The organism is Streptomyces sp. Root1304 (assembly GCF_001426405.1).
GTDB lineage: Bacteria > Actinomycetota > Actinomycetes > Streptomycetales > Streptomycetaceae > Streptomyces.
Genome location: NZ_LMEP01000012.1, coordinates 1,095,511 through 1,108,147, shown reverse-complemented (window position 1 = coordinate 1,108,147; position 12,637 = coordinate 1,095,511). Strand labels below are relative to the sequence as shown.

10 protein-coding genes and 1 tRNA gene are annotated in these 12,637 nt (G+C 70.8%); 6 read left to right on the top strand and 5 right to left on the bottom strand.

Annotated features, from left to right (window positions below; genetic code table 11):
* Positions 1-21: 21 nt before the first annotated feature.
* From ASD33_RS17835 to ASD33_RS17820, 4 genes are read left to right on the top strand one after another with little or no spacing between them, the layout of a single operon-like run.
* A complete protein-coding gene (locus ASD33_RS17835; protein WP_056560876.1) occupies positions 22-951 on the top strand; it encodes a branched-chain amino acid ABC transporter permease in 930 nt (309 codons plus the stop codon).
* 5 nt (positions 952-956) lie between these two features.
* Positions 957-2,786, top strand: a complete 1,830-nt coding sequence (locus tag ASD33_RS17830) for a branched-chain amino acid ABC transporter permease (RefSeq protein WP_242427022.1) — start codon at positions 957-959, stop codon at positions 2,784-2,786.
* 3 nt (positions 2,787-2,789) lie between these two features.
* On the top strand, positions 2,790-3,800 hold the full coding sequence (locus ASD33_RS17825) for an ABC transporter ATP-binding protein (RefSeq protein ID WP_056560870.1): 1,011 nt from the start codon (positions 2,790-2,792) through the stop codon (positions 3,798-3,800).
* Positions 3,797-4,513: an ABC transporter ATP-binding protein gene (locus ASD33_RS17820; RefSeq protein WP_056560867.1), complete on the top strand. Its 717-nt coding sequence runs from the start codon at positions 3,797-3,799 to the stop codon at positions 4,511-4,513. The genes ASD33_RS17825 and ASD33_RS17820 overlap by 4 nt, the downstream gene beginning before the upstream one ends.
* A 69-nt stretch (positions 4,514-4,582) precedes the next feature.
* On the opposite strand, the gene ASD33_RS17815 is transcribed toward ASD33_RS17820, so the two are convergent.
* Positions 4,583-5,236 (bottom strand): response regulator, encoded by a 654-nt coding sequence (locus ASD33_RS17815; RefSeq protein WP_056560864.1) that lies wholly within the window; start codon positions 5,234-5,236, stop codon positions 4,583-4,585.
* Between the two features lie 115 nt (positions 5,237-5,351).
* On the opposite strand from ASD33_RS17815, the gene ASD33_RS17810 reads away from it, so the two are divergent.
* Positions 5,352-5,424 (top strand) — tRNA-Leu (locus tag ASD33_RS17810).
* A 40-nt stretch (positions 5,425-5,464) separates the two neighbouring features.
* Here ASD33_RS17810 and pyk read toward each other — a convergent pair.
* Together pyk and ASD33_RS17800 are read right to left on the bottom strand one after the other, a co-directional pair.
* Positions 5,465-6,892 carry a pyruvate kinase gene (gene pyk / locus ASD33_RS17805; RefSeq protein ID WP_056560862.1) on the bottom strand — a complete coding sequence of 476 codons (1,428 nt, stop codon included), beginning with the start codon at positions 6,890-6,892 and terminating at the stop codon, positions 5,465-5,467.
* Between the two features lie 146 nt (positions 6,893-7,038).
* Positions 7,039-7,722 (bottom strand): SIMPL domain-containing protein, encoded by a 684-nt coding sequence (locus ASD33_RS17800; RefSeq protein ID WP_107103751.1) that lies wholly within the window; start codon positions 7,720-7,722, stop codon positions 7,039-7,041.
* 158 nt (positions 7,723-7,880) lie between these two features.
* On the opposite strand from ASD33_RS17800, the gene ASD33_RS17795 reads away from it, so the two are divergent.
* A complete protein-coding gene (locus tag ASD33_RS17795) occupies positions 7,881-9,680 on the top strand; it encodes a 5'-nucleotidase C-terminal domain-containing protein (RefSeq protein WP_056560859.1) in 1,800 nt (599 codons plus the stop codon).
* A 21-nt stretch (positions 9,681-9,701) separates the two neighbouring features.
* Here ASD33_RS17795 and ASD33_RS17790 read toward each other — a convergent pair whose 3' ends face one another.
* The gene (locus ASD33_RS17790; RefSeq protein ID WP_056560856.1) at positions 9,702-11,117 is read right to left on the bottom strand and encodes a SidA/IucD/PvdA family monooxygenase; all 1,416 of its coding nucleotides are present in this window, start codon (positions 11,115-11,117) and stop codon (positions 9,702-9,704) included.
* Positions 11,114-12,505 carry an aminotransferase class V-fold PLP-dependent enzyme gene (locus tag ASD33_RS17785; RefSeq protein WP_056560853.1) on the bottom strand — a complete coding sequence of 464 codons (1,392 nt, stop codon included), beginning with the start codon at positions 12,503-12,505 and terminating at the stop codon, positions 11,114-11,116. Before ASD33_RS17785 ends, ASD33_RS17790 begins: the two co-directional genes overlap by 4 nt.
* Positions 12,506-12,637: the final 132 nt, after the last annotated feature.

The window sequence follows — 12,637 nt, the reverse complement described above, 5'->3', positions numbered from 1 at the left end:
AAAGTCTCGGAGGACAATGCGGTGAACGAACTGCCGCAGCAGCTGGTCAACGGCCTGCTACTGGGATCCATGTACGGGCTGGTCGCCGTCGGCTACACGATGGTCTACGGCATCGTCCAGCTCATCAACTTCGCCCATGGCGAGATCTTCATGACCGGCGGCTTCGGGGCGCTCACGGTCTGGCTCATCCTGCCCGGCGGCACCACCATGTGGGTCGCGCTGCCCCTCATGATCATCGGTGCCGTGCTCGTCGCGACGACGATAGCCGTCGGGGCGGAACGCCTGGCCTACCGCCCGCTGCGCGGTGGCCCCCGCCTCGCCCCGCTCATCACCGCGATCGGTCTCTCGCTCGCCCTCCAGCAGGCCGTGTGGACCTTCTACCCCGAGGCGAAGTCCGCCCGGACCTTCCCGCAGATCCCCGGCGGCCCGATCGAGCTCGGCCCGGTCACCATCCAGACCGGCGACGTCTTCCTCCTGATCGCCGCCCCGATCTGCATGGCCGTCCTCGCCTTCTTCGTGATGCGCACCCGCGTCGGCCGCGGCATGCAGGCCACGGCGCAGGACCCGGACACCGCGAAGCTCATGGGCGTCAACACCGACCGGATCATCGTGATCGCGTTCGCCCTCGGTGCCGCGTTCGCCGCGGTCGGCGCCGTCGCCTACGGCCTCAAGTACGGCGTCGTCGACTACAAGATGGGCTTCCTCCTCGGACTCAAGGCGTTCACCGCCGCCGTCCTCGGCGGCATCGGCAACATCTACGGGGCCATGATCGGCGGTGTGGTCCTCGGCGTCGCGGAGACCATGGCGACGGCCTACATCAGCCACATCCCCGGTATGGACCAGCTCGGCGGCCAGTCCTGGGCAGACGTCTGGGCCTTCGTACTCCTCATCGTCGTACTCCTCGCCCGGCCACAAGGCCTCCTCGGCGAGCGCGTCGCGGACAGGGCGTGAGCACCATGACCACCATCTCCGAGAACACCACGGCGGCGACGGCTCCCGCCCCCGAGGCGACCGGCCTCATCGGCTTCGTGCCGGCCGGGGCCGCCCGCCCCCTCGCCCTCGGCGGCGCCGTCGTCACGGTCGCCAGCTGCTTCCTCTCCTGGACCTGGACGTCCCGCTTCCCCGGCGACCTCACGTTCTACGGCTCCCCCGCCGGCCTGCAGATGCAGGTCCTGGTGCTGGGCCTGCTCACCGTCCTCTTCGCCCTCTCGTCGTACGGCGTCAAGGGCACCCGCTGGCTGACCCCGGCCGGCGGTGACGCGGCCCTCAAGCTCGCCGCGCTCGCCTCCTTCGGCACCGCCTGGTTCACGGTCGGCGCCATCAGCATCGAGCTCGGCGGCCCGGTCAACCTGGAGCCGGGCGGCGCGATCCTCGCGCTCGCCACCCTGCTCGCCCTCCTCGGCGCCCTCGCCCTCCCCTTCGAGCGGCCGAAGCTGCTGCCCGTGGACCCCGAGGACACCGGCTGGGACCAGTTCAAGCACAAGGCCGGCAACAACTGGGCCACCTTCAAGGCGGCCTTCGCCACCACCGGTTCGGTGCGCCGACTGCCCTCGATGCACTCCTCCCTGGAGATCCTGATCATCGCGGGCGTCCTCGCCGTGGCGCTCGGCGTCTTCACCTACGGTGTCGGCACGGAGTACGACGAGCTGTTCCTCGGCTTCCTGATCACGGCCGGCCTCGGCTTCGCCGCGGTCAACAAGTCGGGTCTCATCGCGCAGGCCACGCAGCTCACCGGCAAGCACCAGAACCTGTCCATCGCGGGCGCGTTCACCGCCGCGGCTCTCTTCCCCTTCACCCAGACCGACGACCAGTACGCGACGCTCGGCGTCTACATCCTGATCTTCGCCACGGTCGCCCTGGGCCTGAACATCGTCGTCGGCCTCGCCGGTCTCCTCGACCTCGGTTACGTCGCCTTCCTCGGCGTGGGTGCCTACGCGGCCGCCCTCGTCTCGGGCGCCCCGACCTCCCCGTTCGGTCTGCACTTCCCCTTCTGGGCGGCCATCCTGGTCGGTGCGGCGGCCTCCCTGATCTTCGGTGTCCTCATCGGCGCCCCGACCCTGCGGCTGCGCGGCGACTACCTCGCCATCGTCACCCTCGGTTTCGGTGAGATCTTCCGGATCACGGTGAACAACACCGACGGCACCTCCGGTCCCGACATCACCAACGGCTCCAACGGCATCGCGTCCATCCCGAACCTGAGCATGTTCGGGTTCGACTTCGGCGCCGAGCACGTGATCGGCGGCTTCACCATCGGCCGCTTCGCGAACTACTTCTTCCTGATGCTGCTGATCATGGCGGTCGTCGTGCTGGTCTTCCGGCGCAGCGGCGACTCCCGCATCGGCCGCGCCTGGGTCGCCATCCGCGAGGACGAGACCGCCGCGCTCGCCATGGGCATCAACGGCTTCCGGGTGAAGCTGATCGCCTTCGCGCTCGGTGCCTCGCTGGCCGGTCTCGCCGGCACCGTGCAGGCCCACGTCACCTACACGGTGACCCCGGAGCAGTACCTCTTCGCCGGTCCGATCCCGCCCAACTCCGCCTTCCTGCTCGCGGCCGTCGTCCTCGGCGGCATGGGCACCATGAGCGGTCCCCTGGTCGGCGCGTCCCTGCTCTTCCTCATCCCGAACAAGCTCCAGTTCATGGGCGAGTACCAGCTGCTGCTCTTCGGCGTCGCGCTGATCCTGCTCATGCGCTTCCGCCCGGAGGGCATGATCGCCAACCGGCGCAACCAGCTGGAGTTCCACGAGAAGGACGAGACGCCCGCCACGCTCGCCAAGGCAGGTGCCTGAACCATGACGACGACCACCACCAAGGCCGGGGCCACCACCGAGCCGGCCGCCCGCGAGACCGTGCTCGACGCGCGCGGGGTCACCATGCGGTTCGGCGGCCTCACCGCCGTGCGCGATGTGAACCTCACCGTGAACAGCGGCGAGATCGTCGGTCTCATCGGCCCCAACGGCGCCGGCAAGACCACCTTCTTCAACTGCCTCACCGGTCTCTACATCCCGACCGAGGGCGAAGTCCGGTACAAGGGCACGGTCCTGCCGCCCACGTCCTTCAAGGTCACCGACGCCGGCATCGCCCGTACCTTCCAGAACATCCGTCTCTTCCACAACATGACGGTCCTGGAGAACGTCCTCGTCGGACGCCACACCCGGATGAAGCAGGGCCTCTGGTCCGCGCTGCTCCGGCTGCCCGGCTTCCGGAAGACCGAGGCCGAGGCGTCGAAGCGGGCGATGGAGCTCCTGGAGTTCATCGGCCTGCAGGACAAGGCGCAGCACCTCGCGAAGAACCTCCCGTACGGCGAGCAGCGCAAGCTGGAGATCGCCCGCGCCCTCGCGAGCGACCCCGGCCTGATCCTGCTCGACGAGCCCACCGCCGGCATGAACCCGCAGGAGACGCGGGCGGCGGAGGAACTCATCTTCGCCATCCGGGACATGGGCATCGCCGTGCTCGTCATCGAGCACGACATGCGGTTCATCTTCAACCTCTGCGACCGGGTCGCCGTGCTCGTCCAGGGCCAGAAGCTGATCGAGGGCGACAGCCAGACCGTCCAGAGCGACGAGCGGGTCATCGCCGCGTACCTGGGCGAGCCGGTCGAGTCGGAGAAGGCGCCGGTCGCGGAGCCGGACGCCCCTGAGGCCCCCGCGGCCGAAGAGGCGGACGAGGCCGACGAGACCACCGCCGACGACGACGCCCCCGAGGCCGACGGGAGCGAGGAGTCCCCCGAGGCCCCCGCCGCCGAAGAGGCCTCGGAGGACACCCCGCACGACCCTGCTTCGGGCAAGGAGAACGACGCATGACCGCACTGCTCGAAGTCGAGGACCTGCGCGTCGCCTACGGAAAGATCGAGGCCGTCAAGGGCATCTCCTTCTCCGTCGACGCCGGTGAGGTCGTCACCCTCATCGGCACCAACGGCGCCGGGAAGACCACCACCCTGCGGACCCTCTCCGGGCTCCTCAAGCCGGTCGGCGGCCAGATCAAGTTCGAGGGCAAGTCCCTCCGCAAGATCCCCGCGCACAAGATCGTCTCGCTGGGTCTGGCCCACTCCCCCGAGGGCCGCCACATCTTCCCCCGGATGTCGATCGAGGAGAACCTGCTCCTCGGCGCCTTCCTCCGGAAGGACACCGCGGGCATCGCCAAGGACGTCCAGCGCGCCTACGACCTCTTCCCGATCCTGGGCGAGCGTCGCAAGCAGGCGGCCGGCACGCTCTCCGGCGGTGAGCAGCAGATGCTCGCCATGGGCCGGGCGCTGATGTCCCAGCCGAAGCTGCTCATGCTCGACGAGCCCTCCATGGGTCTCTCGCCGATCATGATGCAGAAGATCATGGCGACCATCTCCGAGCTGAAGGCCCAGGGCACCACCATCCTGCTCGTCGAGCAGAACGCCCAGGCCGCGCTGGCCCTGGCGGACCAGGGCCATGTGATGGAGATCGGCAAGATCGTGCTCTCGGGCACGGGGCAGGACCTGCTCCACGACGAGTCCGTCCGCAAGGCGTACCTCGGCGAGGACTGAGCCCCACGAACCGAAGGCCCGCCCCACGACGTCGTGGGGCGGGCCTTCTCGTGTACGGGGCGGGGCCTGCTACTGGCCCTTGGCCGCCTTCTTCTCCTCGGCGTCCTCGATGACCGCCTCGGCGACCTGCTGCATCGACATGCGGCGGTCCATGGAGGTCTTCTGGATCCAGCGGAACGCGGCCGGCTCGGTCAGTCCGTACTGGGTCTGCAGGACCGACTTGGCGCGGTCCACCAGCTTGCGGGTCTCCAGGCGCTGGGAGAGGTCCGCGACCTCCTGCTCCAGGGCGCGCAGTTCGGAGAAGCGGGAGACGGCCATCTCGATGGCGGGCACGACGTCGCTCTTGCTGAACGGCTTCACCAGGTACGCCATGGCGCCGGCGTCCCTGGCCCGCTCGACGAGCTCGCGCTGCGAGAAGGCGGTGAGCATGAGGACCGGGGCGATGGACTCGCCCGCGATCTTCTCGGCGGCCGAGATGCCGTCGAGGACGGGCATCTTCACGTCGAGGATGACGAGGTCGGGGCGGTGCTCGCGGGCGAGCTCGACGGCGGTGGCGCCGTCGCCGGCCTCACCGACGACCGTGTAGCCCTCTTCCTCCAGCATCTCTTTGAGGTCGAGGCGGATGAGGGCCTCGTCCTCGGCGATGACGACGCGGGTCGTCAGCGGCGGGACGTGCGACGCGTCGGCGTCGTCGGCGGGCTGGGGCGACTCGGGGGCGGTCACGCGGGCTCCTCGTTCGATGGCCTCGTTCCGAGGCGGATACAGCTCCCCATGAGCCTACCTACCTCCTGTAAGGTAGGGACACGGCGGGTGATCACCGACCTTCGTTTCGAAGGATGCCCCGGTAGCCCAGCGGAAGAGGCAGTGGTCTCAAACACCATACAGCGTGGGTTCGAATCCCACCCGGGGCACTTTACCTTTGATTCCAAGGTTTGAGACGAATAGCCCGTCCTACGTCAGAGCCTCTCCGATGTGGTGCACCCGGACCAGGTTCGTCGACCCTGCGACACCCGGCGGCGAGCCCGCCGTGATGACCACGATGTCGCCCGGACGGCAGCGGCCGATCCGCAGCAGTTCCTCGTCCACCTGGGCCACCATCGCGTCCGTCGAGTCGACGTGCGGGCCGAGGAAGGTCTCGACGCCCCAGGTCAGATTGAGCTGCGAGCGGGTCGCCGGGTCCGGGGTGAAGGCGAGCAGCGGAATCGGCGAGCGGTAGCGGGACAGCCGCTTGACCGTGTCGCCGGACTGCGTGAAGGCGACCAGGAACCTGGCGCCGAGGAAGTCACCCATCTCGGCCGCCGCACGGGCCACCGCGCCGCCCTGGGTCCGGGGCTTGTTCCGCTCGGTCAGCGGCGGCAGGCCCTTCGCGAGGACGTCCTCCTCGGCGGCCTCGACGATCCGGCTCATGGTGCGCACGGTCTCGATCGGGTGGCGGCCGACGCTGGTCTCGCCGGAGAGCATCACGGCGTCGGTGCCGTCGATGACGGCGTTGGCGACGTCGCTCGCCTCCGCACGGGTGGGGCGGGAGTTGTCGATCATCGAGTCGAGCATCTGGGTGGCGACGATGACCGGCTTGGCGTTCCGCTTGGCCAGCTTGACGGCGCGCTTCTGGACGATCGGCACCTGCTCCAGGGGCATTTCGACGCCCAGGTCGCCGCGGGCGACCATGATGCCGTCGAAGGCGGCGACGATCTCCTCGATGTTCTCGACGGCCTGCGGCTTCTCGATCTTGGCGATGACGGGCAGCCGGCGGCCCTCCTCGTCCATGATCCGGTGCACGTCGTCGATGTCGCGGGCGCTGCGGACGAAGGAGAGGGCGATGACGTCGGCGCCGATGCGCAGCGCCCACCGCAGGTCCTCGATGTCCTTCTCGGAGAGGGCGGGGACGGAGACGGCGACGCCGGGGAGGTTGAGCCCCTTGTGGTCGGAGACCATGCCGCCCTCGATGACCAGGGTGTTCACCCGGGGGCCCTCGACCGAGGTGACCTCCAGGGTGACGCGGCCGTCGTCGACGAGGATGCGCTCCCCGGCGGTCACGTCCGCGGCGAGACCGGAGTAGGTCGTCCCGCAGCAGTGGCGGTCGCCCTCCATCGGCTCGACGGTGATGGCGAACTCGTCACCGCGTTCAAGGAGTACGGGACCTTCGCGGAAGCGGCCGAGGCGGATCTTCGGGCCTTGAAGGTCGGCGAGCACCCCGACGCTGCGGCCGGCCTCGTCGGAGGCCTTGCGGACGCGCCGGTAGCGCTCCTCGTGCTCGACGTACGAACCGTGGCTGAGATTGAGGCGGGCCACGTCCATTCCGGCCTCGACCAACGCCTTGATCTGGTCGTATGTTTCGGTGGCGGGCCCAAGGGTACAAACGATTTTCGCTCGGCGCATGGGTCGACCCTAGGCCTTACCCGCCAGTAGCGAGTTGGCGAGACATGACTACTCAACAACCTTTCCGTGAAAGGCTGTTGACAAGTCTTGAATCTGTGCGCCGGGGTGCTCCGATGAGCGATTTCCGCGCCCCCGCACCCCCTGTCTCAGAGTGCGGGCGGCCGCATCGTGAACCGTGCCACGACCTCCGCCGTGACCGTCTGCCGCTGCGGTTCCAGGTCGAGCGCCGGGGCCCCGCCGGCCGCCTCCGCCGCGAAGGCCACCGGCCCCGCGCCGTACCCCCGGTCCCTCGGCATGAGGCCCCGGTCGGCTCCGGCGTCCGACAGTTCGAGGAGTGAGGCGAGCGAGGTGCCGAGCGCCTCCGCGTACGCCCGCGCCCGCTGGACCGCCTCCGTCACCGCGAGCCGGCGCGCCTCCGCGTACGCCGGGGAGTCCGGCCGCAGCGCCCACCACGGGCCCTCCACGCTCGTCATCTCCAGATCGGCGAGCCGCGTCACCAGCTCCCCCAACACCGTGAAGTCGGTCAGCTCGGCCTTCACCGCGACCCGGCCCCGATAGCTCTGCACCCGTTCGCCGCGCCCCCGCCTGCCGAGGTCCGGGGCGATCGAGACGCTGCCCGTCTCCACCTTCTCCACCGGTGTGCCCTGCGCCTTGAGCAGATCGAGCACCCGGGCGTTGCGCCGGGTCAGATCGGCGAGCGCCGCCGCCCGGTCCGTCCCCCGGGACGCGACCGTCACCCAGACCTGGGCCAGCTCGGGATCGACCTCCAGACGGCCCTCCCCACGGACCGTCACCTGGGGCGCCTCGGGGGTCGGGTGTTCCTGCGTCACGGCGGGCTCCTCCACGTACGGCGTCGGCGGTGTCACCGAACACTTTCCCACTCCGTAACCCGAAAGGTCTGTTGCCGACGTGACTCCTGAGCCAGAATCTACGCGCGTTGTGTGCCGCAGTCGGCGCCGATGTCACTGAACCAAGGGGAGAAAAGAACATGCCGCTGAACCGCAGGACGTTCCTGGAGCGCACCGCCGCCGCCGGGGCCGGAGTGGCCGTCACCGGAGCCGTCGCCGTTCCCGCCGAGGCCCACGGCCCCGGCCGCCCGCGTCCGCAGAAGCGGTACTCCTTCACCGTGATGGGCACGACCGACCTGCACGGCAACGTCTTCAACTGGGACTACTTCACGGACAAGGAATTCGACGACAAGGCCCACAACGACGTCGGCCTCGCCAAGATCTCCACCCTCGTCGACCAGGTCCGCGCGGCGAAGGGCCGCCGCAACACCCTGCTCATCGACGCCGGCGACACCATCCAGGGCACCCAGCTGTCCTACTACTACGCCAAGGTCGACCCGATCACCGCCCGCCGCGGCCCGGTCCACCCGATGGCCCAGGCCATGAACGCCATCGGCTACGACGCCGCCGCGCTCGGCAACCACGAGTTCAACTACGGCATCCCGGTGCTGCGGAAGTTCGAGGAGCAGTGCGACTTCCCGCTGCTCGGCGCCAACGCGCTCGACGCCAAGACCCTGCGACCGGCCTTCGCCCCGTACAGCATGCACCGCCTGCGCACCCCGCACGGCAAGGACGTCAAGGTCGCGGTGCTCGGCCTGACCAACCCCGGCATCGCCATCTGGGACAAGGCGAACGTCAGCGGCAGGATGGTCTTCCCCGGTCTTGAGGAGCAGGCCGCGAAGTGGGTGCCGAAGCTCCGCTCGATGGGCGCCGACGTGGTCGTCGTCTCGGCGCACTCCGGCTCCAGCGGCACCTCCTCGTACGGTGACCAGCTCCCGTACATCGAGAACGCGGCCGGGCTCGTCGCCGAGCAGGTGCCGGGCATCGACGCGATCCTCGTCGGCCACGCGCACAGCGAGATCCCCGAGTACCGGGTGACGAACAAGGAGACCGGCAAGGACGTCGTCCTGTCCGAGCCGCTCAAGTGGGGCCAGCGCCTCACCCTCTTCGACTTCGACCTGGTGTGGGAGAAGGGCCGCTGGGTCGTCGAGAAGGTCGGCGCGCAGGTCCTCAACTCCAACACGGTGGCGGAGGACCCGGAGATCACCGGGCTGCTCGCGGACGAGCACAAGAAGGTCGTCGCGTACGTCAACCAGGTCATCGGCACCTCCACGGCGGCCATCACCACGGCCGACGCGCCGTGGAAGGACGAGCCGATCATCGACCTGATCAACGTCGTCCAGGCCGAGACGGTGAAGGCGGCCCTCGCGGGCGGTGCCCACGCGGCCCTGCCGGTGCTCTCGCAGGCCTCCTGCTTCTCCCGCACCGCCCGCATCCCCGCCGGCGAGATCACCATCAAGGACGCCGCCGGTCTCTACCCCTTCGAGAACACGATGGAAGCCCGGCTGCTGACGGGCGCCCAGCTGAAGGACTACCTGGAGTACTCGGCGAAGTACTACGTCCAGACCCCGGCGGGCGCGCCCGTCGACACCGCGAAGCTGACCAACGCGGACAACACGCCGGACTACAACTACGACGCCGTGTCCGGTCTGACGTACGACATCGACATCGCCAAGCCGGTCGGGCAGCGGATCGTCGGCCTGTCCTTCGAGGGCAAGCCGCTCGACCCGGCGGCGAAGTTCGTCCTCGCGGTGAACAACTACCGGGCGAGCGGCGGCGGCGCGTTCCCGCACGTCGCCGGCGCCCAGCAGCTGTGGGCGAACTCGGACGAGATCCGCAACACCATCATCCAGTGGGTGAAGGCCAAGGGGACCGTCGACCCGGGCACCTTCGCCTCGGTGGACTGGAAGCTGACCCGGGACGGCGTGCCGGTGTTCTAGGCCCCCCGGGGTCCGCAGGCCCTAGACGATCTGTGTGAGAGGCGTCAGCTTCCTGTCCTGGGACGGGATGGCCGGCGCCTCTCGCGTCTCCAGGCCGAAGCTGGTGAAGGCGGTGCGGCGCGGCAGCGGGTACGGCTCCTTGCCGGTGACCGCGTTGAGGATGGTCGCGCTGCGCCAGGCCGCGAGGCCGAGGTCGGGGGCGCCGACGCCGTGGGTGTGCCGCTCGGCGTTCTGGACGTACACCGAGCCGGTGACGGAGGGGTCGAGGACCAGCCGGTACTGCTCGTCGATCCGGGCGCGCCCCGCCGAGTCGTGCCGCAGGTACGGGTCGAGCCCGGCCAGCATCCGGTCCACCGGCCGCTCCCGGTAGCCGGTCGCGAGGACGACGGCGTCGGTGGTGAGCCGCGAGCGGCTGCCCTGCTGGAGGTGCTCCAGGTGCAGTTCGATCCGGGTGGTGGCGACGCGGCCCGCCGTGCGGACCCGGACGCCGGGGGTGAGGACGGCGTCCGGCCAGCCTCCGTGCAGGGTGCGGCGGTACAGCTCGTCGTGGACGGCCGCGATCGTCTCGGCGTCGATGCCCTTGTGCAGCTGCCACTGGCGGGGCATGAGTTCGGCGCGTACCGGCTCGGGCAGGGCGTGGAAGTAGCGGGTGTAGTCGGGGGTGAAGTGCTCCAGGCCCAGCTTGGAGTACTCCATCGGGGCGAAGGCCTCGGTGCGGGCCAGCCAGTGGATGCGTTCGGCTCCGGCGGGGCGGGCCCTGAGCAGGTCGAGGAAGATCTCGGCGCCGGACTGGCCGGAGCCGATGACGGTGACGTGCCCGGCGCGCAGCAGGGACTCGCGGTGGGCGAGGTAGTCGGCGGAGTGGATCACCGGGACGCCGGGGGCCTCGGCGAGCGGCCTGAGCGGCTCGGGGACGTACGGCTCGGTGCCGACGCCGAGGACGATGTTCCGGGTGTAGGCGCGGCCCAGGGCCTCGGCCTCGCCGGCCGGGTCGATCTGGGTGAAGTCGACCTCGAACAGGCGCCGTTCGGGGTTCCAGCGGACCGAGTCGACCTGGTGGCCGAAGTGCAGTCCGGGCAGCCGCTCGCTGACCCAGCGGCAGTAGGCGTCGTACTCGGCGCGCTGGATGTGGAACTTCTCGGCGAAGTAGAAGGGGAAGAGGCGCTCGCGGCTCTTCAGGTAGTTGAGGAAGGTCCACGGGCTGGCGGGGTCGGCCAGGGTGACCAGGTCGGCGAGGAAGGGGACCTGGAGGGTGGCGCCCTCGATGAGGAGCCCCGGGTGCCAGGTGAAGGCCGGCTTCTGCTCGTAGAAGGTGGCGGCGAGACCGCCGGGGACGCCGTGCGCGAGGGCCGCGAGCGAGAGGTTGAAGGGGCCGATGCCGACGCCCACCAGATCGTGGGGGCGGTCGAGGTCGTCCTTGGGGGTGCTGCCGGTCATCGGTGCGCGCTGCCTTCCACGAGGGTGATGAGCTGAGCCAGGTCGCCGGGGGTGGCATGGGGGTTGAGCAGGGTGGCCTTGAGCCAGAGCCGGCCGTCCGCCTCGGCGCGGCCGAGGACGGCGCGGCCCTCGGCGAGGAGGGTGCGGCGGATCGCGGCCACGGCCGTGTCCTCGGCACCGGCCGGCCGGAACAGCACGGTGGTGAGCGTCGGGCGGGCCCGCAGGTCGAGCCCCGGCGCCTTCTCCACCAGGTCGGCGAGGTCCCTGGCCAGGGCGACGCAGGCGTCGACGAGGGCGCCGAGCCCGTCGCGGCCGAGGGCGCGGAGGGTCACGGCGGTCTTGAGGACGTCGGGGCGGCGGGTGGTGCGCAGGGAGCGGCCGAGCAGGTCGGGCAGGCCGGCCTCGGTGTCGTCGTCGGCGTTGAGGTAGGCGGCGGTGTGCCCGAGCGCGGCGAGGTCGTCGGCGTCGCGTACGGCGAGGAGTCCGGCGGCGGCCGGCTGCCAGCCGAGTTTGTGCAGGTCGACGGTGACGGTACGGGCGCGGTCGAGGCCCGTCAGGAGGTGCCGGTGGGTACGGCTGAAGAGGGCGGGGCCGCCGTAGGCCGCGTCGACGTGGAACTCGGCGTGCCGGGCCTCGCAGAGTTCGGCGAGGTCCGGGAGCGGGTCGATCAGACCCTCGTCGGTGGTGCCGGCGGTGGCGGCGACGAGGACGGGGCCTCCCGGGCCGGTGAGGGCGGCCAGCGCCGTGTCGAGGGCGGCCGGGTCGAGCGTCCCCCGGGGGGTGGGCACGACGACGGGCTCGGGCAGGCCGAGGAGCCAGGCGGCGCGGTGGAAGGAGTGGTGGGCGTTGGCTCCGACGACGGTACGGAGGGCGGGGCCGTGGCGCTCCCTGGCCAGGAGCAGGGCCAGTTGGTTGGACTCGGTGCCGCCGGTCGTGACGAGGGCGTCGGGCCGGCCGGCGGCGGGGAAGACCTCGGCGGCGAGGGCGGCCGTGACCAGGGCTTCCAGGGCGGAGGCGGCGGGCGCCTGGTCCCAGGAGTCCATGGACGGGTTCAGCGCGGAGGCCGCCAGGTCGGCGGCGGCGGCGAGCGCGAGGGGCGGGGTGTGGAGGTGGGCGGCGCAGAGGGGGTGGGCGGGGTCGGCGGCGCCTTCCGCCAGGGCGTGGACGAGGGTGCGGAGCGCTTCGTCGGCGCCCCGGCCCGTCGCGGGGAGCGGCTCCCCGAGGGCCTCGCGCACGCGCCGTCCGGCCGCCTCCGGGCCGCCGGCCGGGAGGGGCCCGCCCCTGTTCCGCGCGCCTTCCCGGAGGGCGTCGAGAACGGTGTCCAGAAGGGGTCGAAGTGCCTCGGCGCCGGGGGCGCCTCCGGCGAGGGGTGGGGGTGCGGCGCGCATGGACGCCAGGGTGCCGGGGGTTGTCGGGGTTTGTCCGTGGAGTGCGGGTGTTGTGACCCGAACGGGGGACGGGGGGCGGGGGGGCGCGTCCCCGCCGCCGGGCCGTTGACGGCACCCGCCGGGTGGGTGGGA

Bases quoted from the DNA above. Each gene is read 5' to 3' on its own strand.
- ASD33_RS17830 (WP_242427022.1), top strand. From the start codon at position 957: ATGACCACCATCTCCGAGAACACCACGGCGGCGACGGCTCCCGCCCCC.
- ASD33_RS17825 (WP_056560870.1), top strand. From the start codon at position 2,790: ATGACGACGACCACCACCAAGGCCGGGGCCACCACCGAGCCGGCCGCC.
- ASD33_RS17820 (WP_056560867.1), top strand. From the start codon at position 3,797: ATGACCGCACTGCTCGAAGTCGAGGACCTGCGCGTCGCCTACGGAAAG.
- pyk (WP_056560862.1), bottom strand. From the start codon at position 6,892: ATGCGCCGAGCGAAAATCGTTTGTACCCTTGGGCCCGCCACCGAAACA.
- ASD33_RS17795 (WP_056560859.1), top strand. From the start codon at position 7,881: ATGCCGCTGAACCGCAGGACGTTCCTGGAGCGCACCGCCGCCGCCGGG.
- ASD33_RS17790 (WP_056560856.1), bottom strand. From the start codon at position 11,117: ATGACCGGCAGCACCCCCAAGGACGACCTCGACCGCCCCCACGATCTG.
- ASD33_RS17785 (WP_056560853.1), bottom strand. From the start codon at position 12,505: ATGCGCGCCGCACCCCCACCCCTCGCCGGAGGCGCCCCCGGCGCCGAG.